General features: G+C 71.9%; 21 protein-coding genes. 13 read left to right on the forward strand and 8 right to left on the reverse strand.

Translation table 11 applies throughout. The annotated features are described in order from the left end of the window. Window positions 1-61: 61 nt before the first annotated feature. On the reverse strand, window positions 62-1,075 hold the full coding sequence (dusB, locus tag G4D86_RS40165) for a tRNA dihydrouridine synthase DusB (RefSeq protein WP_163999597.1): 1,014 nt from the start codon (window positions 1,073-1,075) through the stop codon (window positions 62-64). Between the two features lie 92 nt (window positions 1,076-1,167). Between dusB and G4D86_RS40170 the strand changes: the two genes are divergently transcribed. From G4D86_RS40170 to G4D86_RS40200, 7 genes are all read left to right on the forward strand, one after another. Beyond that, complete coding sequence (locus tag G4D86_RS40170; protein WP_163999598.1) at window positions 1,168-2,604, forward strand: M50 family metallopeptidase; 1,437 nt, start codon at window positions 1,168-1,170, stop codon at window positions 2,602-2,604. A gap of 89 nt (window positions 2,605-2,693) precedes the next feature. Beyond that, the gene (locus tag G4D86_RS40175) at window positions 2,694-3,761 is read left to right on the forward strand and encodes an acyl-CoA desaturase (protein ID WP_163999599.1); all 1,068 of its coding nucleotides are present in this window, start codon (window positions 2,694-2,696) and stop codon (window positions 3,759-3,761) included. A gap of 56 nt (window positions 3,762-3,817) precedes the next feature. After that, on the forward strand, window positions 3,818-4,447 hold the full coding sequence (locus G4D86_RS40180) for an RNA polymerase sigma factor (protein WP_240360748.1): 630 nt from the start codon (window positions 3,818-3,820) through the stop codon (window positions 4,445-4,447). Beyond that, the gene (locus G4D86_RS40185; RefSeq protein WP_163999600.1) at window positions 4,444-5,226 is read left to right on the forward strand and encodes an NrsF family protein; all 783 of its coding nucleotides are present in this window, start codon (window positions 4,444-4,446) and stop codon (window positions 5,224-5,226) included. Before G4D86_RS40180 ends, G4D86_RS40185 begins: the two co-directional genes overlap by 4 nt. A 51-nt stretch (window positions 5,227-5,277) precedes the next feature. Continuing rightward, entirely contained in the window at window positions 5,278-6,021 is a 744-nt protein-coding gene (locus G4D86_RS40190) for a DUF1223 domain-containing protein (RefSeq protein ID WP_163999601.1), read from the forward strand. A 133-nt stretch (window positions 6,022-6,154) separates the two neighbouring features. Beyond that, a complete protein-coding gene (locus tag G4D86_RS40195) occupies window positions 6,155-8,260 on the forward strand; it encodes a chloride channel protein (protein ID WP_205520205.1) in 2,106 nt (701 codons plus the stop codon). A gap of 98 nt (window positions 8,261-8,358) precedes the next feature. Beyond that, on the forward strand, window positions 8,359-11,919 hold the full coding sequence (locus G4D86_RS40200) for a hypothetical protein (protein ID WP_240360749.1): 3,561 nt from the start codon (window positions 8,359-8,361) through the stop codon (window positions 11,917-11,919). 44 nt (window positions 11,920-11,963) lie between these two features. Here the strand turns inward: G4D86_RS40200 and G4D86_RS40205 are convergent, their stop codons facing one another. Genes G4D86_RS40205 through G4D86_RS40225 form a run of 5 tightly spaced genes read right to left on the reverse strand, consistent with a single transcriptional unit; the run spans window position 11,964 to window position 17,726 of the window. Then, entirely contained in the window at window positions 11,964-13,262 is a 1,299-nt protein-coding gene (locus tag G4D86_RS40205) for a UDP-glucose dehydrogenase family protein (protein WP_163999602.1), read from the reverse strand. 21 nt (window positions 13,263-13,283) lie between these two features. Continuing rightward, the gene (locus G4D86_RS40210) at window positions 13,284-14,372 is read right to left on the reverse strand and encodes a CgeB family protein (RefSeq protein WP_163999603.1); all 1,089 of its coding nucleotides are present in this window, start codon (window positions 14,370-14,372) and stop codon (window positions 13,284-13,286) included. 14 nt (window positions 14,373-14,386) lie between these two features. Then, the gene (locus G4D86_RS40215; protein WP_163999604.1) at window positions 14,387-15,523 is read right to left on the reverse strand and encodes a CgeB family protein; all 1,137 of its coding nucleotides are present in this window, start codon (window positions 15,521-15,523) and stop codon (window positions 14,387-14,389) included. Continuing rightward, window positions 15,520-17,562, reverse strand: a complete 2,043-nt coding sequence (locus G4D86_RS54560; RefSeq protein WP_338050639.1) for an NAD-dependent epimerase/dehydratase family protein — start codon at window positions 17,560-17,562, stop codon at window positions 15,520-15,522. The genes G4D86_RS40215 and G4D86_RS54560 overlap by 4 nt, the downstream gene beginning before the upstream one ends. After that, a complete protein-coding gene (locus G4D86_RS40225; protein ID WP_205520206.1) occupies window positions 17,559-17,726 on the reverse strand; it encodes a hypothetical protein in 168 nt (55 codons plus the stop codon). Before G4D86_RS40225 ends, G4D86_RS54560 begins: the two co-directional genes overlap by 4 nt. A gap of 450 nt (window positions 17,727-18,176) precedes the next feature. On the opposite strand from G4D86_RS40225, the gene G4D86_RS40230 reads away from it, so the two are divergent. After that, window positions 18,177-19,610: a hypothetical protein gene (locus G4D86_RS40230; protein ID WP_163999605.1), complete on the forward strand. Its 1,434-nt coding sequence runs from the start codon at window positions 18,177-18,179 to the stop codon at window positions 19,608-19,610. A 49-nt stretch (window positions 19,611-19,659) separates the two neighbouring features. On the opposite strand, the gene G4D86_RS40235 is transcribed toward G4D86_RS40230, so the two are convergent. Continuing rightward, window positions 19,660-21,165 (reverse strand): sensor histidine kinase, encoded by a 1,506-nt coding sequence (locus G4D86_RS40235; RefSeq protein ID WP_163999606.1) that lies wholly within the window; start codon window positions 21,163-21,165, stop codon window positions 19,660-19,662. A gap of 210 nt (window positions 21,166-21,375) precedes the next feature. Here G4D86_RS40235 and G4D86_RS40240 point away from each other — a divergent pair, with 210 nt between their 5' ends. Both G4D86_RS40240 and G4D86_RS40245 read left to right on the forward strand, forming a co-directional pair. Continuing rightward, window positions 21,376-21,888 carry a GNAT family N-acetyltransferase gene (locus G4D86_RS40240; protein ID WP_163999607.1) on the forward strand — a complete coding sequence of 171 codons (513 nt, stop codon included), beginning with the start codon at window positions 21,376-21,378 and terminating at the stop codon, window positions 21,886-21,888. Between the two features lie 204 nt (window positions 21,889-22,092). Further along, entirely contained in the window at window positions 22,093-23,118 is a 1,026-nt protein-coding gene (locus G4D86_RS40245) for a UDP-glucuronic acid decarboxylase family protein (RefSeq protein ID WP_163999608.1), read from the forward strand. 57 nt (window positions 23,119-23,175) lie between these two features. Here the strand turns inward: G4D86_RS40245 and G4D86_RS40250 are convergent, their stop codons facing one another. Continuing rightward, window positions 23,176-23,646, reverse strand: a complete 471-nt coding sequence (locus G4D86_RS40250) for a DUF1801 domain-containing protein (RefSeq protein WP_163999609.1) — start codon at window positions 23,644-23,646, stop codon at window positions 23,176-23,178. A gap of 143 nt (window positions 23,647-23,789) precedes the next feature. Here G4D86_RS40250 and G4D86_RS40255 point away from each other — a divergent pair, with 143 nt between their 5' ends. The 3 genes from G4D86_RS40255 to G4D86_RS40265 are packed head-to-tail and all read left to right on the forward strand — an operon-like array spanning window position 23,790 to window position 26,951. Then, window positions 23,790-24,629: a carbohydrate ABC transporter permease gene (locus G4D86_RS40255; RefSeq protein WP_163999610.1), complete on the forward strand. Its 840-nt coding sequence runs from the start codon at window positions 23,790-23,792 to the stop codon at window positions 24,627-24,629. Beyond that, window positions 24,614-26,059, forward strand: coding sequence for an ABC transporter substrate-binding protein (locus G4D86_RS40260; RefSeq protein WP_163999611.1), 1,446 nt, complete (start codon window positions 24,614-24,616; stop codon window positions 26,057-26,059). Before G4D86_RS40255 ends, G4D86_RS40260 begins: the two co-directional genes overlap by 16 nt. 10 nt (window positions 26,060-26,069) lie before the next feature. Further along, window positions 26,070-26,951, forward strand: coding sequence for a carbohydrate ABC transporter permease (locus tag G4D86_RS40265; RefSeq protein ID WP_205520207.1), 882 nt, complete (start codon window positions 26,070-26,072; stop codon window positions 26,949-26,951). The last annotated feature ends 1 nt before the right edge of the window (window position 26,952 follow it).

A 26,952-nucleotide genomic window follows, 5' to 3' on the forward strand; every position in this document is an offset into this window, starting at 1 on the left:
ACCCCGGGAAGGGGTGCCGACAAGCGCCCGGAATCCATCCGGAAACGGGCGCTGGGACGCGTCAGCCCAGGGCCGCGCGGTAGTCCACGTCCTGCTCCTCGCCGGGGCCCTCGAGGTCCGCGTCGGCGGCGGCGAAGAAGCGGCGCACGCAGGCCTCCACGGCCGAGGGCACGTCCAATGTGTTCACCTCCGCGCGGAAGGCGGCGGCGCCGTACAGGCCGTGGGCGTACCACGCCAGCTGCTTGCGGAAGGAGCGCACGGCGCCCAGCGGGTCGCCCATGAAGTCCAGGTGCGCGCGCAGGTGCTCCAGCACCAGGGCACATCTCTCCGCCGGCGTGGCGGGCGGGCCGCCCAAGAGCTCGCGGAAGATCCACGGGTTGCCCAGCGCCGCGCGGCCAATCATCACGAAGTCGCAGCCCGTCGTCTCCAGCATGCGCCGGGCGTCCTCCGGCGTCTTCACGTCCCCGTTGCCGATGATGGGCAGCTCCGGGAAGTGGCGCTTCAGGTCGGCGATGACGCTCCAGTCCGCCTGGCCCGAGTAGCCCTGCTCGCGGGTGCGCGGGTGGATGGCCAGCGCCGCGCAGCCGGCCTCCTGCAGCGCGCCCGCCATCTGGAGGTAGTTGCGGTTCTTCGCGTCCCAGCCCGAGCGAATCTTGCAGGTGACGGGCAGCCCGGTGGCCGCGCGAATCTCGCGGACGATGCTGCCGGCGCGGGGCACGTCGCACAAAAGGGCGCTGCCGGCGCCGTTCTTCGTCACCTTCTTCACCGGGCAGCCCATGTTGATGTCGATGATTTGCGCCCCGGACTCCTTGCCCACCACCGCGGCGCGGGCCATGGCCTCGGGCTCGCCGCCGTAGATTTGGAGCGAGTACGGCCGCTCCACCTCGGCGTCGTAGCGCAGGTACTTCAGGGTTCGCTGGTTGGCCCGCATCAACCCCTGGGAGCTGACCAGCTCCGTGGGACAGAGGGCGGCGCCCAGGCGGAAGGCGATGACCCGGAAGGGCATCTCGCTCACCCCGGCCATGGGGGCCAGGATGTAGGGGTTCGGCAGGGAATAAGGACCGAGCTGCGGCATGAAGGGCGGGGAACCTAGCGGAACATCCAAGAGCTTGCAGGCCGTGCGCATGAGCCTGCGCGGCCAGCACCTAACGGTTAAGGTCCGTCCCCATGTTCCGCTTTCGTCTCGGGAGCATTCCCGTCGAAGTCCAACCGAGCCACCTGCTGGTGTCGGCCATGATTGCCTGGACCTCCATCGAAGGGGCCCAGGGTGGCTGGCCCTTCCGTCAGGTGCTGGGTGCGCCCGCGTTCGGCCAGGTCAGCGCGAAGGTCATCTACGTCCTGTCCTGGATGTTCATCGTCTTCGTGTCCGTGCTCATCCACGAGCTGGGCCATGCCCTGGCCAGCCGGCTGTTCGGCTACCGGCCGAGCATCGCGCTCGCCTGGATGGGGGGACACACCCTGCCCACTGACCAGCCGGGCCCCCTGCCGTGGAAGCGCAACCTGGTCATCACCGCGGCCGGGCCCTTCTTCGGGCTGATGCTGAGCCTGCTCTCCGCGGTGGGCCTCGTGGTCTTCCAGGGCCACACGCCCGCGCTCGACTTCTTCCTGCGCACCTTCATGTGGGCCAACCTCTTCTGGGCGGTGCTCAACATGATGCCGGTGCTGCCGCTCGACGGGGGGCAGATCACCACCACGCTGGCGACCCGGGTGTTCGGCCCCAGGCGCGGCATCCTCCTGGCGCAGGGGCTGGCCCTGCTGGTGTGCGTGGCCGCGGTGGTGTTCGGGCTGAAGACGGGCCTGGCCATCTTCACCATCATCTTCGCCATGTACGGCTTCCAGGCCTTCCGCCTGATGACGGACGTGCTGCGCAGCACCAGCAAGGGCGCGGACGCGGCGAGGCTGCGGGGGCCGCTGGCGGAGAAGCTGCACCAGGCGCAGGCCGCGCTCAAGGCGGGCCAGCTGGACGACGCGCGCCGGCTGGGCGCCCAGGTGCTGGAGACGCCAGAGGGGCTCACGCCGCAGCTGGCCAGCCACGTGCACCACCTGCTGGGGTGGGTGGCGCTGAAGGAGGGCCATGGCCGGCCCGCGCTGGACCACTTCTCCCAGGTGCAGGGCGGCGTCGCGGTGGAGCCGCACGCGGTGGCGGCGGCCTTCTCGCTGGTGGGCGACGACGCGCGCGCGGTGGAATGGTGGAAGCAGGCGTGGCAGACGTCGTCGGACCGCACGGTGCTGCACGAGTACGCCGGCACGCTCATCCGCCTGGGCCGCGAGCAGGACGCGCTGCGCCTCCCCGGGCTGGACCCGGCGGCGGCCTACACCTGCGCGGAGCGCGTGCTCTTCATCCGGGGCGCCTTCTCCGAGGCCGCCGCCGTGGGCGAGGCCGCGCTCCGTCATGCGCCCAACGCCACCATCGCCTATGACGCGGCGTGCGCCCATGCCCGTGCGCGCAATGCGCCGGAGGCCATGCGGATGCTGCGCCGCGCCACCGAGCTGGGGTTCACCGACGGGGCCTACGCCGCCTCGGACGCGGACCTGGCGCCCCTGCACGGACACCCGGCGTTCGAGGCCTGGCTGGTGGAGCTGCGCCAATCCGCCGCATCCTGACAGTGCCATGACAGGAGGGGGTGTTGATGCTGGGTGGGACCGAGCAGGTTGTGCCTGCTCCTTCCCAGTCCTGCTCTCACGAGGCTCCCTTGCAGACACCCTCCCCTGCCCTGTCCGCGGACAACGAGCGTCTCAACTGGCTGTCCTCCATCCCCTTCTTCGCCGTGCACCTGATGTGCTTCGCCGTCATCTGGGTGGGCGCGAAGCCGGTGGACGTGGCGGTGTGTGTGGGGCTGTACATCGTCCGCATGTGGGGCATCACCGCGGGGTACCACCGGTACTTCTCGCACCGGGCCTTCAAGACGGGCCGCGTCTTCCAGTTCATCCTGGCGCTGGTGGGCAGCACGTCCACGCAGAAGGGCGTGCTGTGGTGGGCGGCGAACCACCGGCACCACCACCGCTTCTCCGACCAGGCGGAGGACATCCACTCGCCCATTCAGCGTGGCTTCTGGTGGAGCCACATGAACTGGATTCTCTGTGACAAGTACGGGGAGACGCGCATGGAGGCCATCAAGGACTTCGCGCGCTTCCCGGAGCTGGTGCTGCTCAACCGCTTCCACCTGGTGCCGCCGGTGCTGCTGGCCGTGGCGCTCTACTTCATCGGCGGCTTCTCCATGCTGGTGTGGGGCTTCTTCGTCAGCACCACCCTGCTGTGGCACGGCACCTTCACCATCAACTCGCTCAGCCACATCTTCGGCAAGCGCCGCTACAAGACGACGGACACCAGCCGGAACAACTGGCTGCTGGCGCTCATCACCCTGGGCGAGGGCTGGCACAACAACCACCACTACCACCAGAACACCGCCAACCAGGGCTGGTTCTGGTGGGAAGTCGACTTCAGCTACTACTCGCTGAAGGCGCTCTCGTGGGTGGGCGTGGTGGAGGGGCTGCGCACGCCGTCCGAGGCCACGAAGTACGCCTTCCGGAAGTACACGGACGCGGAGCGCGCGGAATTGGCCACCCCCGCCCGCTTCTGGGGTGCCAGCGGGGCCCGGGCCCAGCTCGTCGCGGCGCGCGCGGCGGCCGGGGACGCGGCCAAGGCGGCGGGAGATGCGGCCCGCGTGGCGGGCGACAAGGTGCGCGAGGCGTTTGCCGCCGCCACCGACCACCTGCCCACCTCGGCGCCGTCCCCGCAGGCCCTGCTCAAGCGCCGCTGACCGGGGCAGGCCGGAATACCCCGGGGCATTCCTTCCCGGGGTAGAGTCCCTCGCGCGTGCCCCTGCCGCCCTCCTCGCTGAAACCCGATTCCCCGTCCGCGCGTACCGGAGAGGACCCGGCACGCGAGCCCGTCGCCGCCAGGTCCGACGAGGTGCTGATGGCGCGGTTCTGCGAGGGTGATTCCGCGGCGTTCGACGCGCTCTTCCAGCGCTACGCCCGGCCCGTGCACGGCTACCTCACCCGGCTGACGGGCAGCCCGTCCACCGCCGAGGACCTGGTCCAGCTCACCTTCCTGTCGCTGGTGCGCGCCCGCGGGCGCTTCCAGGCCGGCTCGCGCTTCAAGCCCTGGCTCTACGCCATCGCCACCAACGCGGCGCGCGACTCGCAGCGCCGGGGCCGGCGTCCGGAGGAGCTGACGCCCGAGGGCGAGCTGCCCGCGAGCATCCCCGCCGACACCCCGGGCCCCCGGGACAGCGGGCTCGAGAATGCCGTGCAGCGCGCCCTGGCCCAGCTGCCGGAGGGCCAGCGCATCCCCATCCTCCTGCACCGCTTCGAGGGGATGAGCTTCGCCGAGGTCGCCGACGCGATGGGCCTCACCGAGAGCGCGGTGAAGGTCCGCGCCCACCGCGGCTACGAGCGCCTGCGCGAGCTGCTCGCCGCCCTGCATCAGGAGACCCAGGAATGAAGCCGGAGTGCTCGCGGGTGATGGACTCGCTGGGAGGACCGCTGCCCGCGGAGCTGACGTCGCACGTGGCCACGTGCGAGGACTGCCGTGCCCTGGTGGGCGGCTTCGACGCGCTGGGGGGAGTGCCGGTGGCGCCGCCCTCCGAGGAGGCCCCGGCCCCGAAGCTGGAGGCCGCGCACCAGCTGGCCCTGAAGGAGCTGGCCGCGCACCCGAAGCCCACGCCCTGGTGGCGCGAGCTGCTGGTGCTGCTGGCCGTCTACGCGGCCGTGCTGGGCGGGGCGCTGGCCTGGCTCGGCCGGGACGGCATGGTGGGCAACCGGGCCCCGCCGATGGTGGTGGCGGCGGTGGCGCTGCTCACGCTGGTGCTGGTGGGTGGGGGCGCCGTCCTCGCGCTGGCGCCCTCGCGGCGGCGGCTGCCGTGGGGGCTGGTGGCCCTGGCGGCGGTGGGCGTGGCGGCGGTGCAGGTGCTGGGCGGCTCCGGACTCCAGATACGGCCGCCCATGCGGGGCATGCTGGGGTGCATGGGCTCGGAGGTGGCGATGTCCGTGCTGCCGCTGGCGGTCGCGCTCGTGCTGCTGTGCCGCTCCGCCTTCCAGCCCGTGCGCGCGCTGGCCGCGGGCCTGTCCGCCGCCGGGGTGAGCCTCCTCGTCCTCCACCTGCACTGTTCGGACGGGACGGTGAGCCACCTGCTGTCCGCCCACGTCCTGCCGTGGCTGGTGCTGGCGGGGGTGGCGGTGCTGGTGCGCTCGCGGCTGCCCACGCGCAGCTACGCCCCCTGAGCGGGCGGGCTCGCGGTGTAACCCGGGCCCTGGCGGGGGCGTAACCAGGACATGACCTCCGTGCTCCTGGCCCTGCCGCTGGTGCTGCTCACCGCCGCGCCCGTCTCCCGCACGCCCGTCGTGGTGGAGCTGTACACCTCCGAGGGCTGCTCGAGCTGCCCGTCCGCCGACGCCGCCCTGTCGCGGCTCGCCCGGGCCCAGCCGGTGGAGGGCGTGGAGCTCATCCCCCTGGGCTTCCACGTGGACTACTGGGACGACCTCGGGTGGAAGGACGCCTACGCCTCGCCCGCCTTCAGCGAGCGCCAGCGGCGCTACGCGCTCAACGGGGACGACAACCGCGTCTACACGCCGCAGATGGTGGTGGACGGGGAGCGCAGCTTCGTGGGCGACGAGGCGAAGGCGCGCGAGCAGGCAGCCTCCGCGGCGAAGCGGGCCAAGGTGCCCCTGCGCGTCGGCGCGCGCGTGGACGGGGACGCGGCGGTGCTCACCGTGCGGCTCGACGCGGCGCCCCCGGCGGGCACCGAGCTGTGGGCCGCGCTCACCGAGGACGGCCTGTCCTCCCGGGTGACGCGGGGGGAGAATGCCGGCCGCACGCTGGAGCACGCGGCGGTGGTGCGTGCCCAGGTGGCGCTGCCCGCGCCGAAGGCAGACCCGGCGGGCGGCTTCGTGTCCGAGGCGCGCGTGCCGCTCGCCAAGGGGTGGAAGCGCGAGTCCCTGCGCGCGGTGGCGGTGCTCCAGGAGTCACGCGGCCCGGTGCGCGGCGCCGCAGCGGTGGCGCTCGCTCCGAAGTCGTAGGCGCGCGTGCGTCGCATGGCCGGCTGCTCCCCTGACGGGCGCGCGCTCCACGGCCGGAACGGAGTGCCACCCGCCCGACAACCCACTCACGGGACTTGAAGGCACCTCCCACACCTGCTTAGTGGGAGCACAAATGAAACCCGCTGTACCCATACCCGACGCGGCGCAACGGCGCGCGCTCTGGGGTCGTCTACGCGCGGCGCTGAGCCGGCTGATTCACGACCTCCTCCAGGCCTCGAACCGGCTGCGGCTGCCGGGGCCGTCGGTGCTGCCGGTGGCGGGTGCGGTGGTGGGGCTCTACAGCGGGCTGGCGGCGGGCATCTTCGCGAACCTCATCGGCCTGATGACCGGAATCACCTTCGGCGCCGCCGAGCTGACGCACACGCTGCGCCGGGGCCAGCTCAAGACGCTGATGGAGGCGTTCTCCACCGCGCACTGGCACTTCGAGTACGCCATCATCGGCGCGCCGCTGGCGCTGGGCGCGCTGGTGGTGGGCCACTTCATCCAGCCCGGTGGCCCGCGCGACGAGGTGAAGCGCCGGCTGAAGCTGCTGTCGCTGCTGACGCTGGGCGCGCTGTCGCTCTACTACCCGCTGGTGGCGCTGGCCGCGCTCAACAGCGTGTTCGGCCACTCGCACAACCTCCCGGAGACGCTGGCGGACCTGCCCTGGTGGCTCATGCTGCTGGCCCCCACGCTGGGCGGCATCGCGGTGGGCCGGCTCCTGCGCGACAGGCCGGAGACGCACGGACATGGCGTGCCGGAGGTGGTGCGGGCGGTGAAGAGCGGCGCCAACGTGGTGCCGGCGGACCGCGGGCTGCTCAAGCTGGTGGCCTCCGCCATCACGATTGGCAGCGGCGGCTCCGCCGGACGCGAGGGCCCCATCGTCTACGGCGGCGCGGCGTTCGCCTCCACCGTGGGCCGCGTTCTGGGCTTCAGCCGCAGGGAGCTGTCCATCCTCCTGGCCTGCGGCGCGGGCGCGGGCATCTCAGCGTCCTTCAACGCCCCCATCGCCGGCGCGGTGTTCGCGATGGAAATCATCCTGCGCGAGTTCGAGCTGCGCGTCTTCTCGCCCATCATCCTCGCCAGCGTGGCGGGCACCCTGGTGAGCCAGGGCGTGCTGGGCGAGTCGCCCATGCTCCGCCGCGTCCCGTACGAGCTGGTCAGCGGCGGCGAGGTGCTGGCGTACGCGGGGCTGGGCATCGGCTGCGGGCTGCTGTCCTTCACCTTCGTGCGGCTGTTGCACGGAGTGGAGCACTTCTTCCACGGGCGCGGCGGAGGCCAGCTGTCGCCCTGGCTGTCCCGGAAGCCGCTGGCGATGCGCGCGGGCCTGGGCGGGCTGTGCACCGGCCTGCTGGCCTTCATCAGCCCCGCGGTGTGGGGCAGCGGGCACGACTTCATCAACCTGGCCGCCATCGGCCGGTTGCCGTTCCTCTTCCTCGTCACCGCGTGCGTGCTGAAGCTGGTGGCCACCGCGCTCACCATCGGCTCGGGCGGCTCGGGCGGCACCTTCTTCCCCACGGCCGTCATCGGCGCCATGGCAGGCGGCGCCTTCGGCACGCTGGTGCACTACTTCTTCCCCGCCAGCACCGGGCCGAGCGGCGCGTACGCCCTGGTCGGCATGGGTGGCGCCCTGGCGGCGCTCAACCGCGCCCCGCTCACCGGCATGATGATGCTCTACGAGCTGAGCGGGAACCACGACATCATCCTCCCGCTGATGGTGACGTGCACCATCGCCTCCGCGCTCTGCCACTACCTCACCGAGCGCAAGGCGCCGAAGGTGCAGAGCGACACGGACCTGCTGGAGGCCACGCCCGTGCGCGCGGTGATGGCGCACCTGCCCCCCGTGCCCGCGGGGACGCCGCTGCGCCCGCTGACGGACCTGCTGCTCACCTCCGAGGCGGGCGCCCTGCCCGTGCTCGACGCCGACGGACAGGTCTACGGCACCGTGCACGTGGAGCAGCTGCGCGAGGTGTGGCGCGACGAGTCCATGTACCCGCTGCTGGTGGCCAGCGACCTGGCACGCAAGCTGCCACTGCTGACGCCCGACCAGGACCTGGCCCACGCGCTGCGCCTCATGGACCAGGAGGACGTGGACGCGCTGCCCGTCACCACCCCGCCGGGCAGTCCCACCTGCGGGCTGCTTACCCGCGGCGCCGTGCGGCGGTTCCTCTCCGCCCAGCACGCGTACGCGCACTCGCACGGGGACTACCCCGTCAGCCCCACCGAGGTGTCGCACTGAGTCGGGCTTCCGAGCCCCACCCCTGACGGGGAGCAGAGCCCCACCCCTGACGGGGGGCGGTTTGTCAGGAACGTACGGGCCCGGGCATCCTTCGCGCCATGCCCGAGACCCGCCTCCCCGAGCTGCGCGCCGAGCTGTCCGCCACCCACCACGACGCCCGCGTCCGCCGCATGGTGGAGCTGGGCCGCCGCGCGCCGAAGGACCCGGACGCGAGCACCGTGCTGGAGGGGCTGGCCCGGGGAGACGCGTACGAGCGGCGGCTGGCCCTCGCCGCCCAGTTCACCCGGCGCGACGGCGCCCACGTGCTCCACGCCACGTCCGACGCCTCCGGCCGCATCCGCGCCCTCGCCTTCCGGCTGGTGCCCCTGGCCTGTGACGACGCCCAGGCGCTGGAGGCCCTGAAGATGGCCTACGCCATGCGCCGCGAGGGCTCCATCCTGAAAGGCCTCGTGCGCAAGGAGCGCCAGGCCGTCATCGACGCGTACCTGGACTGGCTCGCTTCCCGCACGGGCGTGCCCGACTTCGCGGACGCGGTGCCCCTGGGGACGCCCGGCGCCATCCGCCGCCACCTCGCCCGCGCGCTGGAGAAGCCGAGCCTGCGCTTCTGGAACCGCCTGTCCCGCTTCGCCCCCGGCATCCTCGCGGAGGTGCTCGCGGCGCGCCTGCGGGCCGTGCCCGGGGAGCCCGACCCGGTGACGCGCTGGCAGCTCCACGCCTACCTGCCCCGCATCGCCGACCAGGTGCCCGACGCGGCGCTGGAGCTGTTCGAGCTGCTGCTCGCCCGGCGAATCGACCCGGACACCGCGGCCTGGAACTGGCTGGCGATGCACCGGCCCGAGGCCGCGCTGACGCTGCTGCAGCGCCACGCACACGCCACCGCCTTCTGGAAGCTGTTCGCCCGGACGGCCTCCCGCCTGAGCCCGGAGTCCCTGGCGTGGCTCGTCCGCCGGGCCCCGGGCTCGCTGGGGAGCGCGAAGACGCTGCTGCCCCAGCTCTCCGAGCCCGCGCGCCGTGCCGTCGTCGACGCGTGGTGCGCCGCCGTGGACGTGGACCCCGACTGGGGCACGGAGCTGCTGCGCTCCATCTCCGATGCGCAGGTGCGCGAGCGCGTGTACTCGCGCTGGAGCGTCGCCTCGCGCGACAAGGACGGCGTCATCTCCCTGGGCGTGCTGAGCATCCTCCCCATCGGCCTGCGCGAGCGCGAGGCCCGCCGCCACCTGCACGAGGTGGTGGCCCTGGGCACCCGTCCGCGGCAGCGCATGGAGTACGCGCGCCTGCTGCCCTGGGACGAGGCGCTGTCCGTCCTCCAGTCCTACCTGGGCCACCCCGAGGGCGACACGCGCGGCGCGGCCCTGACGACGCTGCTGGCCATCCCCGGCCTGCGGCCCGATGACACCGCCCTGGTGGACCGCGCCCTGCCCCTGGTGCTGGCGCGAAAGAACGAGCAGGACCCGGTGCGCGCGGCGATGCTGGGTGCGCTCGTGAGGTGGCCCCGCGCAGTGTGGCGCCGCGAGCACACCGAGGCCGTGGGCCGCATGCTGCGCGACGCGCTCGACGCGGCGGACCTGTCCCACGGGACGGCGCAGCTCGCGGAGGCCCTGCTGCTGCGCGTCTTCGCGCGGGACGCCGCCTGGGGCGCGACGTGGCTGGCCACGCTCATCAAGGAGCGCGGCGTCCTCCACAACCCCCGGCTGGGCGAGCAGCTCAGCGACGACGAGGTGCGCACCGCCGCGCCCCAGCTCTTCGACATCGCGAAGGCCTGGGCGCAGCGCGAGCGCGGGGGCCCGCTGCTCCAGCTGGTGAACAGCCTGGGCGAGCGCGTGGGCCTGGTGCCGGGTCTGGAGGACCTGCTCGTGGGCCTCCGCGACGAGACGCCCTGGGCCTGGATGGCGCTGGGCATCAGCCAGTGGCTGTCCGAGCACGGCCGCGCGCGCTTCGAGGCCACGCTGGGCGTCACCGTGCGGCGCTGGTACGACCGCGGCTGGCACTCGGAAATCATCACCCTGGCCTCAGCTCAGGAGCAGGGGGAGGAGGGCGAGCCCCTCCACGTCGAGCTCGTCTCCGGCCTGGAGCGCGTGGCGCTGCGGCTGGGCAAGGAGGCGCACTCCGCGCTCACCGTGCTCTGGAAGAAGGACTGGCGCGCCTTCGACCGGCTGCTGCCCGCGCTGCTGAAGGCCGACGCCAGCGTCATCTGCTTCCCCGTGGTGCACCACTACCTGCACCGCCGCCGGCAGGACCTGCTCACCCCCTACCTGGGCGCTCCCGTCATCAAGGGCCGCTTCGCGACGGGGAACACGGGCTGGCTGTTGTCCTTCAGCGACGACTTCTTCCGGTGGACGTCGGAGCAGAGCGCCACCTACTCGCACGCGGTGGGGCGCATGCTCGACGACCGCGAGCGCGACACGCCCACGCTGCTGTGGGCCACCGCGCTGCTGGCGGCCATCGACTGGGCGCCCATGGACCGGCTGTGCACGCTGGCGGACGACACGCGGCTGGCCGTGCAGGAGAAGGCCCTGCGCGTCATGGCGCGGTGTGACCAGGGCCAGGGCGTGCCCACGCTGCTGCGGTGCCTGGAGGACGCGCGCGCCCGCATCGCCATCTACGGCCTGCGCCGGGCCTTCAAGGGCATGCCGGCCTCGCGCGTGCTGTCGCTGCTGGCCTCCGTGCCCCTGACCAAGGTCACCGTGGCCAAGGAGGTGGTGCGCCTGCTGGGCGAGCTGCGCGCGGACGCCGCCTACGAGCGGCTGCTGGAGTTGGACGGCCTGGCGCTGCACCGGGACGTGCGCATCGCCATGCTGCGCGCCCTGTGGGACCACCTGGACCGCGAGCCGACGTGGGAGGTGTTCGCCCGCGCGGTGGACGGCACCGACTGGGTCATGGCCTCGCGCCTGGGCGACATCCCCGCGGACCGGCTCACCGAGGCGTCGGACCGGAAGCTGGCCGCGCTGTTGGGGCGCGTGCTGCGGCGGCCGGAGCCGGAGGCCCGCATCGACCTGCTCAACCGCGCGGCGTACCTCGCCGTGAAGGACTCCGAGCGCACCTTCCTGTCCGCCTGCGGCGCGCGGCTGGGCTCACCGTATGACGACGAGGTGGTCGCGGCCATGCGCGCCGTCCTCCACCGCTCCGACGAGCGGGATTTGGAGCGCCTGGAGGGCATGCTGGACGCGGTGGCTCCGGACCGGCGCGCGCTGAGCGTGGCCCTGGGCCAGCTGCTGGCCCTGCCGGTGAAGTCCCGCGCCAGCTACATGCAGGCGGCGCTGGCGGCGGAGCAGGTTCTCTCGAAGGACGCGCGGCTGGCGCCGCTGCGCGTGCGGTGCGCGGGCGCGGCCCTGGCTCCGGTGGAGTGGGCCGCGAGGGTGGCGCACATGGGCGAGGCGGGCCACCTGCACACGGACGCGCTGGAGGCGTGCCGCGGCGTGGTGGGCGCGCTCCCCGTGGGCGAGCTGGAGGCCGTGGAGGCACGGCTCACCGCGAGCCCGAGCGCGGAGGCCCGCCGGGTGGCCGTGTGGTGCCTGGTGCAGGACGCGGCGCCCGGGCGCGGGTGGACGCCGGAGCGGCTGGCGCGGCTGGCCCGGCTCCAGGCGGATTCCTCTCCGCTGGTCTCCGGCGCCGCACAGGCCGTGTTCCCGCCCCGGGAGATGGTGTCCAAGCCCGCCTGAGCACGGCAGAGGCTTCAGGCGGGCCCGTTTGCGCGGAGGGAGGGCTACGCGCGGCCGATGCCGTAGTACGTGAAGCCCTCCTCCCGCACCTGCGCCGGGTCGAAGATGTTGCGGCCGTCGAAGATGACGTGCCCCTTCATCAGGCTCTTGAGCTTGCGCAAGTCGGGCCGGCGGAACTCGTTCCACTCGGTGACGAGGAAGAGGCCCTCCGCCCCTTCCGCCGCCGCGTAGCTCGACGGCGCGTACAACACCCGGCTGCCGAAGTAGCGCTCCGCCACCTTCGCCGCCACCGGGTCATGCACCTGCACCCGAGCGCCCTTGCCCAGCAGGCCCTCGATGAGCTCCACGGCGGGGGCCTCGCGCATGTCGTCCGTCTTCGGCTTGAAGGCCAGGCCCCATACCCCGAAGGTCCGGTCCGCCAAATCACCGTAGTGCCGCAGCGCCCGGGCCAGCAGCGAGCGCTTCTGCCGCGCGTTGGTGCGCTCCACGGCGCGCAGCAAGTCCAGCTCCAGGCCGAACTCGCGCGCGGTGGCCACCAGCGCCTTCACGTCCTTGGGGAAGCAGGAGCCGCCGTAGCCACAGCCGGGATGGAGGAACGGGTAGCCGATGCGCCGGTCCGAGCCCAGGCCCTTGCGGACGAACTCCACGTCCGCGCCCACCTTCTCGCAGAGCGCGGCGACGTCGTTCATGAACGAGATGCGCGTGGCCAGCATCGCGTTGGCGGCGTACTTCGTCAGCTCCGCCGAGCGCGTGTCCATGTACAGGATGGGGTTCTCCGTGCGGACGAAGGGCCCGTAGAGCTGGCCCATCACCTTGCGCGCTCGCTCGGACGTGGTGCCGATGACGACGCGGTCCGGCTTGAGGAAGTCCTCCAGCGCGGCGCCCTCCTTGAGGAACTCGGGGTTGGAGACGACGTCGAACTCCACGTCCGTCACCGCGCGGATGGTCTCCCGCACCTTGTCCGCGGTGCCCACCGGCACGGTGCTCTTGTCCACCACCACCGTGTACTGCCTCATCGCCCGGCCGATGCCCTCGGCGGCGGCCAGCACGTACTGGAGGTCGGCGTCACCACTCTCCCCTTCCGGTGTCCCCACGGCGATGAAGACCACCTGCGCGGGCGCCACCGCCCTGGCCAGGTCGGTGGTGAACTGGAGCCGGCTCGCGGCGGCGTTGCGGTGCAGCAGCTCCTCCAGCCCCGGCTCGTAGATGGGGACCTTCCCCTCCTGCAGGGCCTGCACCTTCCGCACGTCCACGTCCACGCAGGTGACCTCGTTGCCCGACTCGGCGAAGCACGTCCCCGCCACGAGCCCCACGTACCCCGTACCCACCACTGCAATCTTCATGACTCCCCCCGTCCTTCCCATTCAGCTCAGCGCTGCGACATGAACCCGGCCATTGCTGGCCTCCCGTGCGTACTCCTCCAAGGCCAGGGCCCGGTGGGCCGCCGTGTGCTCGGCCAGCACCCGCGCCCGGGCCTTCGCCCCCAGCGCGCGCCGGTCCGCCTCCGACATTTCCCGGAGGTGGCCGAGCACGTCCTTCGCCGTGCGCGCCAGGAGGACTTCCTCCCCGGGCACGAAGACGCTCTCCAGCCCGTTCCACGCGTCGCTGAGGATGGGCACCCCACAGGCGGCGGCCTCGAAGAGGCGCACGTCCGGCGAGTACCCCGCCAGCACCCGGTCCGCGCGCGTGACGTACAGCGTGAAGCGCTGGGCGCAGTAGAAGTCCGCGTGCACGGGCGGCGGCAGGTGCTCCACCCGCTCCACGTTGGAGGGCCACCGCACCACCGCCGGGTACTGGGGGCCAGCGACGACGAAGCGTCCCTCCTTCCACTGGAACGCGGAGTCCAGCAGCAGCCGCGCCAGCGTGGGCTGCCGGCTCGCGCTGTAGGTGCCCAGGTAGCCCAAATCCCATTCGGGCGCGCGCGGCCGGGGCAGGTACAGCTCCGGGTCCACGCTGCAGTAGAGCGGGCGCGCCGCGGGCGAGCCCAGCTCGCGCTCGAGGCGCCGCAGCAGGGGGCCACCGGTGATGGACAGGTACAGCCGGTAGCCGGGGACGAGGTCCGGGGAGAGGTACTCGAAGTCCGCGCGCGCCAGCTTCGCGAGCGTCACCGGCGTGTCGAGGTCATAGAAGGCCGGGATGCCCCGTGCAGTCGCCTGCACCCAGCGGCCCACCTCCACGCCCTGCGGGACGTACGAGCCCACCACCACGAGGTCCGCGTCGCGCACGTCCGCGGCGAAGCGCTCACGCAGCTCCGCCAGGTCGGCGTACAGCTCCGTGCGGCCCCAGGGTGGCCGGGGCAAGTCCCGGTGGGCCGCGTACCAGGGCACGTCCCGCTCCAGGAAGAGGACGTCGTGCCCCCGGCGCACCAGCTCGCGCACGAGGGCGCGGAAGGTGGCGGCGTGCCCGTTGCCCCAGGACGAGGTGATGGACAGGCCGAGGATGACGATGCGCATGCACTGAGGCTCCATCACGCCATTCCCCCCAGGGCCCGCGGCAGCGCCGCGCGGGTGTCGACTCCCAGCTCGCGGCAGATGCTCAGCAGTTCGTCCACGCGGTGCGCGCAGGTGTGGCGCGACAGCACGGTGCGCCGGCCCTGGGCGGCCAGCGCATTGCGCGCGTCCTCGTCCGCCAGCAGCGTGCGCAGGTGGCGCTCCATCTCCGCGCCGTCGCGCGCGACGAGGAAGTCCCGGCCCGGGGTGAAGAGGCCCTCGGCGTCCTCCCATGGTGCGCTCACCAGGGGGAGACCGCACGCGAGCGCCTCGAAGACGCGGATGGTGGGGATGCCCGGCAGCGCGGAGGCATACGGCCTGCGCGGCACGTGCACCGTCAGGCGCGCGCGGGCGAAGGCCAGCGGGGCTCCAGGGTTGGGCAGCCAGCCGTCGTACTGGATGCCCGCGTCGGCCAGCGCGCGCTTCGCCGCGTCGGGGTAGCGCACGCCGTGGACGCGAGCCTTCAGCCCGAGCGACTTCACCGGGCCGAGGAGGAATTCGTGCAGCTCCGCGGTGCGCTCGTCGTCGCCCCAGTTGCCCACCCAGCAGAGGTCATCCTCCCGCGTCACCGAGGGCAGCGGCCGGAAGACGCGCGTGTCGGCGGCCTCGTGCCACGTCCAGGCACGGCGGGACCAGCCATGGGACAGGTAGAGACGGCGGATGACGTCGCCGAAGGCCAGCACCCCGTCGTAGTGCGACAGGTCGTATCCGGCCAGCTCCCCCGGCGCGGTGACGCTGCGGTGGTGCGTGTCGTGGAAGAGCAGCCGGAAGCGGCCGCCCCGGGCGCGCTGCTCGCCCACGCGCCGCACCAGCTCCGGGGTGCTCCACTCGTGGACCAGCACCACGTCCGCGCCGTCCAGCGCGACGCCCAGGTCCAGCGTGCCCGCGTCATACCGGTGCGGCCGCACGCGCGGGTAGACGGCGCGGACCGCATCGAGCGCCTCCTGTCCCCGGGGCTCGGCCAGGAGGTGCTGGAGGCTCCACGCGTCCTTCGGCTCCCAGACGCGCACCTCGTGGCCGCGCCCGGCCAGCTCGGTGACGATGCCGCGCAGGAAGTGCGCGTTGCCGTGGTTCCAGTCGGACAGCAGGGAGTGACAGAAGAGGACGACTCTCATGGCGAGGGGCTCCAGGACCCTCCAGCGTGGGTCTCAAGCGGCACTGGCTCCCGTGGCACGGTCGGGCGGCCCCGCAGCAGCTCCTCCAGCCAGCCGAGCAGTCGGGTGAGGCCCTCGCGCACGCCCACGCGCGGCACCCAGCCGGTGGCTGCCTGGAACTTCCGCGTGTCGGACACGTAGTAGCGCTGGTCTCCGCTGCGCCAGTCCTCGTGGCGCACGTCGGGCCGGTGCCCTACCAGCTCCTCGAGGAGCTCCAGCAATTCCAGCAGGCTCACCGTGCGCGTGGGGCCGCCGCCAATGTTGAAGGCCTGGCCGGAGACGGTGTCCAGCTTCGCCAGGGCGAGCTGGAAGGCGCGCACCAGGTCGTCGACGAAGAGGAGGTCACGCACCTGCAGGCCGTCGCCGTAGAGGGTCAGCGGCTGGCCCTTCAGCGCGCGGAGGAGGAAGTGGGCCACCCACCCCTGGTCCTCGGTGCCGAACTGGCGCGGGCCGTAGACGCAGCTCATGCGGAACACCGTGGCGCGCAGGCCGTAGCTGCGCGCCCAGTCCAGCACGTACTGGTCCGCCGTGCCCTTGGAGCAGCCGTAGGGGCTCTCGAAGTCCAGCGTGCGGCGCTCGCTGATGCCCTGGGCGCGGATGTCCGGGTCCAGCGGCTCGTAGCGCCGCGCGCCCGCCACGAAGCGCAGGCCGGGCAGGCTGCCGTACACCTTGTTCGTGGACGTGAAGAGGAGCGGCGCCGGCGTGTCCATGGCGCGCAGCGCCTCCAGCACGTTGAGGGTGCCGCGCGCGTTGACCTCGAAGTCGTGCGTGGGTGCGTCCAGGCTGGTGGTGACGGCCACCTGCGCGCCGAGGTGGAACACCTCTCCCGCGTGGCGCACGGCGCCTCGCACCGAGGCGGCGTCGCGGAGGTCCGCCACCTCCACGTCCAGCCGCGCCCCGTGACGCTCCTTGAGCCAGCTCAGGTTCTTCTCCACGCCCGGCCGGCTGAGGTTGTCGTAGACGAGGACGCGGCGGCCTTCCTCCAGGTACGCGTCGGCGACGTTGCAGCCGATGAAGCCCGCGCCGCCGAAGATGACCACCTGCCGCTCCGGGCGCGCGCCACGCGCATGTCCGAGCCGCCGGAAGCCCTCCGCCAGTCCCGCGAGGCCGCACTCCTCCCACAGGCGGTAGAGGAGCTTCGGGCTCCCGTCGGCGCGCTTCAGGCCCAGGAACGCATCCCGCTCGTCGGTGCCCTCGTCAGGCACGTCCTCCTCCGAGCCCGCGTCGCACAGGCCGTCCCAGTACATGCGCGGCACCTGCGCCGAGGCCGCGTCGAGGAACTCCGCCACCTGCCGCCGCTCTCCATGGCGCCACGTGGAGTAGCCCGCGGAGGTAATCCACACCTCCGCGCGCGAGCCGCGCCGCGCGAGCACGTCCTCCACCGGCTCCAGCCACGCGCGCCAGCCCGTCCACGGCGAGTCATGCGTGTCCGGCCAGCCGTGCACGCCCACCGCGTCGAGCGCGTCCGGGCCCAGCCGCTCCAGCAGCCCGTCCAGCCACGGCGGGTCCACGGGGCTCATGCCGCCCAGCACCACGCGCTTGCCTGCCGCGTGCGCGCGCTTCGCGCCCTCGGCCACCATGGCGGTGAAGGTCTCCCACGCCGGGTCCAGCCTCCAGTCATACGAGGCGAGGTTGCGCGGCTCGTCCCACAGCTCCACCCACTCCACGAAGCGCCCATGCTCGGAGAGGAACCGCTCCACGAAGTCACCGTAGGCCCGCGGCTCCCTGGGCGGCGCGCTCTCACGGCCTCCGCCCACCAGGCAGGGCAGCACGCACACGTCGTGGGACAGCCGCTGCATCAGCCAGCGGTGCCAGCTGGCGCCTTCCGGTGTGGCCGCATGGGCCCAGGACACCCGCGTGCGCAGCTCGCGCACGCCCAGCACCTTGAGGTCCGCGAGTGCCGCCTCCACCGAGGCGTGGTCGCCCGGCGTGAAGTCCCGCACCAGGCCCACCCGCGAGGTGCGAAGCCCCGCTCCGCTCCGAAGCCTGTTCCGTGTCATCCGGTGAGCCTCCACGCCCCCAGCTCCGCCCGCGCCGCACCGTGGACGTGGGGCTGGAGGCAGGCGAGCACGCGGACGCGGTGCCCCCGTTCGAGGAACGGGTCCGCCAGGTGAGCGTCGATGAAGCCGGCTCCGCCCATGATGAGAACCTGCCTGCTCTTCATTGCCCGCCCCCCTCCACCGACACCGACAGAACCTTCGGAGGCCGCCCCCCAGATGCCTCGTACCCGGGTCGTAGACCGGCAGGGTGACCGAGCCCCCCGGCTCGCGTGGGCAACGTAGGTCGAGGCAGATTCCGCGGGGAGTGCCGTGCCACGTCGCCGTCCGGACCGCGCACCGGGTTGGAGTCACGTGGCTCCCTGCGAGACGCGCACGCGCGGCTACCACCACGCGACATCCACCCCGTACCGGGGCCCGGGCGTGACTCGACATGCGCCCCCGACTCGGGGACGAGTGGGCACATGCCCGGGTTGCCGCATGCGCCACACAGACGGCGAAGCGGCCCGCCAGTGGAGTGTCCTCGATTGGATTAGCCTGTATCCCGGGGGCGCACTCGAGGTCGGACGCGGCGCGAACAAGAAGGCGCTGGAGCTCCGAGGACAGAAGGTGAGCAGATGACGCATCAAGAAGTGACCGGGGACGCGATGACCGCCCAGGACTGGCTACTTGCTGCGCACGGCCTCGTCACGACTGCCTTGCTCGCATTCCTCGCGGTCTTCGTTCTCCGATTGCTGTACCGCGGCCGCGTCGAGCGGTTGATGCATTCCGGTGGAGCAACGGGTGACGACAAGGCGTTGCCACAACCTGTGAGCCATGGGCGTGCGGAACTCACAGTCCAGGAAGAAGGACGCGGTGCCGTCGGCGGCATGGAACTGGCGCGTTACGCAGCCGTGTGCGCGAGCTCGATGGTCGTGATGGCGATGGTGCTGTCGCTCAACGCGTTGTGGGTGAACGACGGACCTGCCTCGTTCGGCGCATGGGCCGAGGGGATTCCGGTGGCGTTCTTGTTGGCAGCAGTCCCGCTGGTGCCGCTCGTACTGGGTGCAGCGGCGTCATTCATGGGGCGTGGCGCCCCGGGCATCTGGCCCCTCGCGTTCATCATCGGGCTTCCGCTTGCCGCGCAGCTCTTCGTCAGCCTCGCCTCGGCGGCCGCGGACCCTTCGTCGAAGCGGAGCTGGTTCTTGTTCACGGTCGTCCAGTCCGCCTCGTTCTTCGCCGTGCTCGTGGTCACGTTCGTGGCGACGCGCCTCTATCTCGCGTGGCAGCGGTGGCGCGAACGCAACTCGAAGTGGAGCGCCAGGGCACGGACGATTGCGCTCGCGTACGGCATCTGGGTCGGACTCATGGCGCTGATCACGCTGCGTGGCACGCCCGCACTCGCGCCCGCGATGCTGGTCGCCCCGCTCGCGGCGTTCGCGATGTCGCGCAACCTGTTCTTGAAAGTGGCTGAACCGACGACACCGCCACTGCGGCTGCTCTTCCTGAGGACCTTCGGCCGGAATCAGGCGTCGCAGCGACTCCTCTCGTATGTGTCGCATCACTGGACCCGGGTCGGCCCCGTTCGGCTGATCAGCTCTACAGATGTCGCGTCCGTCACGATGAGCGCGAGCCAGCTCGCGGACTTCGTCACCGGCCACTTCGACCAATCACTGCTTCGAAGCGAAGCGGAGATTGAAACGCGGCTTCGATTCGAACCGCGGCGCTTCCTCGACGGCCGGTATCCAATCACCGAGCTCCTTTGCGACGCGCGGACATGGCAGTCGTGCGTTCTCCGCGTCGCGCGCGACTCCGACGTCGTGCTGATGGATCTGCGCGGCTTTACGCGGAGGAACGAGGGCTGCGCGTGGGAGCTGGCGCAGCTTGCCAGGCAGGAGCAGGGCAAACAGCTGTGGCTGCTGGTCGACTCGACGACCGCAACCGACGACGTTATCGACGTCGCGTCGCGCGGGGTCCCGTCAGGCGAATCGGTCACATTGAATGCACTCCGCGTGAGCGATGACGGCCGAAACGTCGCGCCGACCATCCTGCAGCGAGTAACGCGGGCATAGTGCCGTTGCCCGCTACGAATGCGTTCGTCTCCGCCTCACCGCGTTTGGGTTACTCCGCCCCGGGGACCGCGAAGGGAATGGCCACGCTGAAGGTGGTGCCAGCCTCCTCCGTACTCACGACGCTCACGGAGCCGCCGTGGGCTTCCGCAATCCCCTTCACGAGCGTGAGCCCGAGTCCCCAGCCCCCTTGCCGTGATTCCCGCGCCGTGGACGCCCGGCGGAACCGGTCGAACAGCGTCGGAAGCTCTTTCGCTGGAATCGCCGCACCGCGGTTGTGGACCGACAGGTGCGCGCTCGCCTCGTCACGCCACACCGACACGGTGATGGGCTCGTGAGGCGCCCCATACTTCACCGCGTTCAGGCAGAGGTTCTCGAGCACCCTGCGAAGGCCATTGCAATCCCAGGATGACGTCACCGCGTCCTGAGCGCGGAGCACGAAGCGCTCACCATGAATGGTGCCGAGCTCCCGCAGCACGTCATGAGCGAGCGTGCCCAGGTCGCAGGCGCTTCGAGCCACCGCCAGCTTCTGTCCCGCGCGGACCCGGCTCGCATCCAGCAGGTCGCGCATCATGGAATCGACCCGCTCGACACTGGCCTCCACGCGGGCCGCGAACCTCCGCACGGCGACAGGGTCCTCTGCCTGTGCACTCGCGAGTTGCGCACCGAGCCTCGCGGCGGTCAGGGGCGTGCGGACATCGTGAGTCAGCATGGAGATGAACTCCTCGCGCAGCTCCCGCTCCCGCTCCAACACCCTCCTCGCGCGCTCCTCCTGCTCCCTGCTGACCCGGAGGGCTTCCTCGGCCCGCTTGCGCTCCGTGATGTCCGTGCCCGTCGCGATGAAGCCTCGCACCGTGCCATCCGGCGCGAAGTCCGGAGCGTAGGTGTTGAGGAAGTATCGCGTCGGACCCTCTCCCGGCTGAAACGGGGATTCGTAGACGACGCTCTCTCCCGCGAGCACCCGTTCCGTGAACTGGAGAAGGGCACGCTGAGCGTCCGTCCCCAGGACCTCCGCGATGGTCTTCCCAATCATGTCGCCCGGCGCGAGGCCCCATAACCCCGCCGCGGCCTGATTGGCGAAGAGGATCCGCTCCTCGGTGTCGAGGAGCAGCAGGTGCACAGGCACCGAGTTCGCCACCACCAGCAGCGCGTGGACGCTCTCACTGAGCCGGTACTCTTCCTCGAGGCTGGTACCAACCTGGAGCCACTCGGAGACGACTCCGCTTGAGTCCTGCACCGGAACGACCCGGAGCTGGAACCGCGAGTAGCCGCCGGACGCGCCGTGCCGGAGCCGGCAGGCCACCTCGACGCGCTGGCTGCCCGCCGCACTCGCCGCGTATGCCGCCGCGAGCGCCGCCGCATCCTCGGGATGGACGAACTCCGCCGCGGTGCGCGGTTCACCCCGTGTGCCCGCGACAAAGCCCCACCAGGCCTCGTTCGCGTAGGAGATGGAGCCATCCGCGCGCGACGACCACGCGAGCTCGCGCATCGCGTTGGCCATTTCCCGGAAGCGCTGCTGTTCGAGCTCGGTGGTCACGCGCCCCTGGGAGTCCAGCACGGCGCGCCCCCCAGGGCCCTGAAGAAACCCGATGTGGCAGAAGGGCTCTTCAGGTGTGAACAGTTGCCCGGGAGCTGTCACTGACGATGTGTTTGAGAACCAAGAGTCCCACCTGCCCGTTCCCGTGGGTGCCCGCCCCCAACACCCACATCAGAGCGTTCTGGCCGGGAAGAAGCCGCCCGGTCATGCTGCGGGCCCGGGAGGTGCTGCATGGACATTCTCCGCGCGGGCCCCGCCGAGCACCCGCTGCTTCGCCACCTGTACCCGCTCTACCTGCATGACCTGAGCGAGTTCGGCGTGGAGTATGTGCTGGACGAGCAGGGCCTCTGGCGACCGGACTTCCTGCCCACGTGGCTGAGCCGCTCGCCCGACGTCCACCCGCTGCTCTTGCGCCACGAGGAGCGCACGGTGGGCTTTGCCTTCGTGGGCGAGGCGCCCTTCCCGTACATGACAGCGGGACGCGACTTCCGGATGAGCGAGTTCTTCATCCTCCGGGGTGAGCGACGGCGGGGGCTCGGCCGGCTCGCCGCCCGCGCCATCTTCGACCGCTTCCGCGGCGTGTGGGAGGTCTCCCAGCTCCCCGGCAACCGCTCCGCCATCGCCTTCTGGCGGAGCGTCATCGCCGAGTACACCGGCGGCGCCTTCGAGGACGCGCGGGTGGACGGCTCGCCGGCCCAGGTCTTCGACAGCCGGCGCCCACCTGCCCGCGCCCAGGGCCGGTAGACGCAGGCCCAGCGGGTCCGCCTCCGACTGGACGAGAGCAACGCACCGCGGGGCAGACCACGGGCTCGCCGTGTGGTGCTGAACGCGGAGAGTGCCGGGCAACGGATGCGGCCGTGCGGCATGCGTCCAGGAGGCGACCGTCCCCGCCACCCTGCCCCGCGGAACGGCTACCCACCCTCGCGCCCGCGCGGAACCTTGGCGCGCATGAATGACTTCAAGGGCAGGCGAGTCGTCGTACTCGGGGGCTCGGGGTTCCTCGGCTCCCATCTGTGTGAGCGGCTTTTGCGCGACGGGGCCAGCGAGGTCATCAGCCTCGACAACCTCATCACCGGCAATGAGCGCAACCTCGTGGACGTGGCCCCGCTGGGGAACCTGCGCGTGGTGGTGCACGACGTCACCGAGCCCCTGCACGTGGACGGCCCGGTGGACTGCGTCTTCAACCTGGCGTCGCCCGCCTCGCCCAGCGACTTCGCGCAGCTCCCCATCGAGACGCTGCGGGTGGGCTCCGTCGGCACGGAGAACGGCCTGCGGCTGGCCCGCGAGAAGGGGGCCGTGTTCCTCCAGGCGTCCACCTCCGAAATCTACGGCGACCCGCTCGTCCACCCGCAGCGGGAGGACTACTGGGGCAACGTGAATCCCGTGGGCCCGCGCTCCGCGTACGACGAGGCCAAGCGCTACGGCGAGGCGCTCGTCACCGCGTATGCGCGCATGCACGGCCTGAAGACGCGCATCGCGCGCATCTTCAATACGTATGGCCCGAAGATGCGGCTGGAGGATGGCCGCCTGGTGCCCGTCTTCGTGGGCCAGGCGCTGCGCGGCGAGGACTTCACCGTCTTCGGTGACGGCACGCAGACGCGCTCGTTCTGCTACGCGAAGGACCTCATCGACGGGCTGGTGCGTCTGGCCCTCTCGGACGTCACCGAGCCGGTGAACCTGGGCAACCCACGCGAGCAGACGATTCTGCAGTTCGCCGAGGCCGTGCGGAACGTGCACGGCGGTAACGGTCGCATCGTCTTCAAGCCCCTGCCCAAGGATGACCCCCGGCAGCGCAAGCCCGACATCAGCCGCGCGCGGACGCTGCTGGGCTGGGAGCCGCGGGTGTCCCTGGAGGAGGGACTGGTGGAGACCTTCGCCTGGTTCCGGAAGGTGGTGACGCCACGGGCACCGGCGCCGCGCACGGACGCCACGCGCCAGCCGACGCGCCATGGAGAGCGGGAGCGCCGCGGCTGAGGGACTCGCGGCCTCCTTCCATCATCTACAGCGCCGGGGGCGTGTATCCCGCCCTCGTCAGACCGACTTCATCCATTCGCGCAGGATGGCTTGCAGCGCGGCGCCCCGGGCCTGGATGTCCTTTGCGTCGCTGAACGTCACGAGGCAGCGGTCCTTCGCGAGCCACTCCAGCAGGCCGGCCGGGTCGTCGACCTTCACGCCCGTCTTCGCGGTCTCCTTCGTCTTGGCGCCCGTGTGGAGGATGAGCCGGATGCGGTCCGGGGTGCGCAGGTTGAAGGTCGCGAAGTGCTCCGTCGTGTAGAAGCTCGGCGCGTTCCACTTGAGGCCTTCGCGAATCTCGGGGCTGACGGCGAGGATGAGCTGCCGCGCGGCCTCGAGCTCCTTCTTCAGCGGATGCTCCAGCTCACGCAGGAAGGTGATGACGGCGGGGTCCGTCTGGGAACCCTCCGAGCCCTCCGCCTCCGCCTCGCGAGGCTTGCGACTGGCGGGGGCCTTCTTCGCGGTCTTCGCCTTCGGCTTGCTCGGCATCCGGGAGTCCTCGTCAGCGTGCGGTTCGTGGAGCGGAGAGCGTCTGGAGGACCTCTTCCCGTCCAGACCCTAGCGTTCCCCGGCACGCCCCGCATCTCCGGCTTGACGGCGCGACACCCGTGGGCGCGAATGGGCGCCCCGCGATGCCGCCTCCCGTCCGACTCCTCCGCTCGTCGTCCCGAGCGCTCCTCATCGGGGTGCTGGTCGCGGTGTTCCTCGCGCCGCTGGTGGTGATGTTCACCGGCTCACTGCGCCCTCCGGGCCTGCCACCTCCGCGCGGAGTGGAGTTGATTCCCCAGGGCGCCGGGCTGTCCGCGTACGCCGCCACCTTCACGCTGGTGCCCTTCGGCCGCGCGCTCCTCAACTCCGTGCTGATTGCGGCCTTCATGGTGCCGCTGAGCGTCGTCACCGCGTCCTGGGCGGGACTGGCCCTGGCGCAGTCCAGCGGGTGGCGCTGGCGGACGCTGGCCGGCACGGTGCTCCTCCTGGAGATGGTGCCCGGCACCGCCGTGTGGCTGGCGCGCTTCGCCGTCTTCAAGGTGCTCGGCCTCACCGGGACGCCTGTGCCGCTGGTGGCCCCGGCGCTCATGGGCGGCAGTCCCCTCTTCGTGCTCCTCTACGCGGTGGCCTTCCGGCGCCTGCCCCCGGAGCTGTTCGAGGCCGCGCGGCTGGAGGGCGCCGGCCCCGTGCGGCTGTGGCGCTCCATTGCCCTGCCGCTGGTGAGGCCCACCACCGCGTCGGTGGCGCTGCTGGCCTTCGCGCTGTCGTGGCGCAACTTCATCGACCCGCTGCTGTACCTCAGCGGAGAGGACGCGCTCACCGCGCCCCTCGCCCTGCACGCGCTGGAGCTGCTCGGCTCCACGCAGTGGCCCGTGCTGCTCGCCGGTGCCGTGGTCGTCACGCTGCCCGCCGTCCTCGCCTTCCTGGGCGCGCAGCGCATGTTCCTGGGCGAGGAGAGGGGAAGCGGATGGCTCGGACGATGAGGTGGACCGCGGCGCTCGCGCTGGCGGGCATGACGTGGCTGGGCGGCTGCAAGCGCGAGGAACCGACGACCCAGGCCCCGGAAGCCGTGGACGCGAGCGCCCCCGCCGCGCAGGCCACCGAGGTGACGCTCCAGCTCTTCGGAGACCCGGCGGAGGTTGCGGGCTACCGCCAGCTCGTCACCGCCTTCGAGGCGAAGAACCCGGACGTGAAGGTGCGCCTGGTCCCCATCGGCAAGCAGAAGGACCACATGGCGAAGCTCACCACCGCCTTCTCCGGTGGCACCCCGCCCGACCTCTTCCTGCTCAACTACCGGCGCTTCGGCCAGTTCGCCGCCAAGGACGTGCTGGAGCCGCTGGGCCCCCGCATGCAGAAGAGCGCCGTGCTCAAGGAGCAGGACTTCTACCCGCAGGCGATGGAGGCCTTCCGCTACGAGGGCACGCTGGAGTGCATCCCCCAGAATGTCTCCAGCCTCGTCGTCTACTGGAACCGCGGCCTCTTCAAGAAGCTGGGCGTGCCGCCGCCGAAGCCGGACTGGAACTGGGACGACTTCCGCAAGACGGCGCAGGCCCTCACCCGCGACGAGGACGGTGACGGGCGCACCGACATCCACGGGCTCGCGTTCGACCCGAACCTGTCCCGCCTGGCGCCCTTCATCTGGCAGGCGGGCGGCGAGCTGGTGAATGACGTGAATGACCCGCGACAGCTGGAGCTGCTCACCCCGCCCGCGCAGGAGGCGCTGCGCTACGTCCTGCGCCTGCAGCGCGTCTTCAAGGTGACGCCCACGCTGGAGGAGGCGAAGTCGGAGAACGCCGAGGCGCGCTTCGCGGCCGGGCGGCTGGGCATGCACCTCAACAGCCGGCGCCTGGTGCCCACGCTGCGCGAGGTGCCGGATTTGGACTGGGACGTGGCGCCGCTGCCCCGGCACAAGCAGAAGGCCACCGTGCTGCACTCGGACGGATTCTGCATGTCGCGCGCGTCGAAGGTGAAGGACGCCGCCTTCCGCTTCGTGGAGTTCGCGCTGGGCCCGACGGGCGCGGAGTTGCTGGCGCGCAGCGGGCGCACCGTGCCGTCGCTGCGCGCCGTGGCGGAGGGGCCCGCGTTCTTGGACCCGAACCAGCGTCCCGCCTCGGCCCGCGTCTTCCTGGACTCCATCCCCATCATCCGCCGGCTGCCCAATGCGCCGGTGTGGAACGAGGTGGAGACGCGCGCGGACGTCATCGTCGAGGAGTGGTTCTACACGGTGCCGCCCGGGGGCACGAAGCTGACGCAGGCGGACTCCAAGGAGGTGCGGCCCGGGCAGGAGGCCGGTGGCTCCATGAAGCGGCTGCTGCGCCAGCGCGACGAGGTGAACACGCTCGGCCTGGAGGTGAACGAGGCCGTGCAGGGCATCCTCGACTCGGCGCCGAGGCCGGATGCCGGAGCCCCTTGAAGGGAGCCCCATGAAGGCACGCGCCCCGCGCGGCAGGGAGGCCATGCTGTGGCTGGCGGCGCCGTTCCTCGCGGCGGCGGCGCTGCTGGTGGGCCTGCCCGCGCTGCTCGCGCTGGGCTTCGCCTTCACCGAGTACGACGCGCTGAGCGCCCCGCGCTTCGTGGGCATGGCGCACTTCGTACGCATGTGGAACGACCCGCTCTTCTGGACGGCGCTGGGCAACTCGCTGCTCTTCGCCGGCCTGGCGGTGCCCCTGCGGCTCGCGGTGGCGCTGGGGCTGGCGCTGCTGCTGCACCGGGGCGGGCGGCTGGCGCGGGCGGCGGTGTTCCTCCCCACGGTGGTGCCGGACATCGCCTATGCGCTGCTGTGGCTGTGGCTGCTCAATCCGCTGTATGGCCCGCTCGCGCTGGCCCTGAAGGCGGCCGGCGTGACGAGCGGCGGGTGGCTGCTCACGCCGTGGGGCGCGCGCGGGGCGCTGGTGGCGCTCACCGTCTTCCAGCTCGGCGAGGTGTTCGTGGTGCTGCTGGCCGCGCGGCGCGAGCTGCCGGAGGAGCTGTACGAGTTGTGCGAGCTGGAGGGCGGCAGCGCGCTCACCGTCTTCCGCAAGGTGACGCTGCCGCTGATGGCACCCACGCTGGTGCTGCTCGCCGCGCGCGACGTGGTGGTGAGCCTGCAGACGACCTTCGTCCCGGCGCTCGTCATCACCCAGGGCGGCCCGCGCTACGCCACCACGTTCCTGCCGCTCTACATCTATGAAAATGGCTTCGAGTACCTGCGCATCGGGTACGCGTCCGCGATGACGTGGGTGATGTTCCTCGTCACCGCGGCCATGGTCGCCGCGCAGCTCTGGGTGCTGCGCGAGTGGCGGGCCTCCACCACTCGCCAGGCCTGAA

This window comes from Pyxidicoccus caerfyrddinensis, from assembly GCF_010894405.1.
Taxonomy (GTDB): domain Bacteria; phylum Myxococcota; class Myxococcia; order Myxococcales; family Myxococcaceae; genus Myxococcus; species Myxococcus caerfyrddinensis.

Coding starts and splice junctions, on each gene's coding strand:
- dusB (WP_163999597.1), bottom strand. CDS start 1,075: ATGCCGCAGCTCGGTCCTTATTCCCTGCCGAACCCCTACATCCTGGCC.
- G4D86_RS40170 (WP_163999598.1), top strand. CDS start 1,168: ATGTTCCGCTTTCGTCTCGGGAGCATTCCCGTCGAAGTCCAACCGAGC.
- G4D86_RS40185 (WP_163999600.1), top strand. CDS start 4,444: ATGAAGCCGGAGTGCTCGCGGGTGATGGACTCGCTGGGAGGACCGCTG.
- G4D86_RS40190 (WP_163999601.1), top strand. CDS start 5,278: ATGACCTCCGTGCTCCTGGCCCTGCCGCTGGTGCTGCTCACCGCCGCG.
- G4D86_RS40195 (WP_205520205.1), top strand. CDS start 6,155: ATGAAACCCGCTGTACCCATACCCGACGCGGCGCAACGGCGCGCGCTC.
- G4D86_RS40200 (WP_240360749.1), top strand. CDS start 8,359: ATGCCCGAGACCCGCCTCCCCGAGCTGCGCGCCGAGCTGTCCGCCACC.
- G4D86_RS40205 (WP_163999602.1), bottom strand. CDS start 13,262: ATGAAGATTGCAGTGGTGGGTACGGGGTACGTGGGGCTCGTGGCGGGG.
- G4D86_RS40210 (WP_163999603.1), bottom strand. CDS start 14,372: ATGCGCATCGTCATCCTCGGCCTGTCCATCACCTCGTCCTGGGGCAAC.
- G4D86_RS40215 (WP_163999604.1), bottom strand. CDS start 15,523: ATGAGAGTCGTCCTCTTCTGTCACTCCCTGCTGTCCGACTGGAACCAC.
- G4D86_RS54560 (WP_338050639.1), bottom strand. CDS start 17,562: ATGACACGGAACAGGCTTCGGAGCGGAGCGGGGCTTCGCACCTCGCGG.
- G4D86_RS40225 (WP_205520206.1), bottom strand. CDS start 17,726: ATGAAGAGCAGGCAGGTTCTCATCATGGGCGGAGCCGGCTTCATCGAC.
- G4D86_RS40230 (WP_163999605.1), top strand. CDS start 18,177: ATGACGCATCAAGAAGTGACCGGGGACGCGATGACCGCCCAGGACTGG.
- G4D86_RS40240 (WP_163999607.1), top strand. CDS start 21,376: ATGGACATTCTCCGCGCGGGCCCCGCCGAGCACCCGCTGCTTCGCCAC.
- G4D86_RS40245 (WP_163999608.1), top strand. CDS start 22,093: ATGAATGACTTCAAGGGCAGGCGAGTCGTCGTACTCGGGGGCTCGGGG.
- G4D86_RS40250 (WP_163999609.1), bottom strand. CDS start 23,646: ATGCCGAGCAAGCCGAAGGCGAAGACCGCGAAGAAGGCCCCCGCCAGT.
- G4D86_RS40255 (WP_163999610.1), top strand. CDS start 23,790: ATGCCGCCTCCCGTCCGACTCCTCCGCTCGTCGTCCCGAGCGCTCCTC.
- G4D86_RS40260 (WP_163999611.1), top strand. CDS start 24,614: ATGGCTCGGACGATGAGGTGGACCGCGGCGCTCGCGCTGGCGGGCATG.
- G4D86_RS40265 (WP_205520207.1), top strand. CDS start 26,070: ATGAAGGCACGCGCCCCGCGCGGCAGGGAGGCCATGCTGTGGCTGGCG.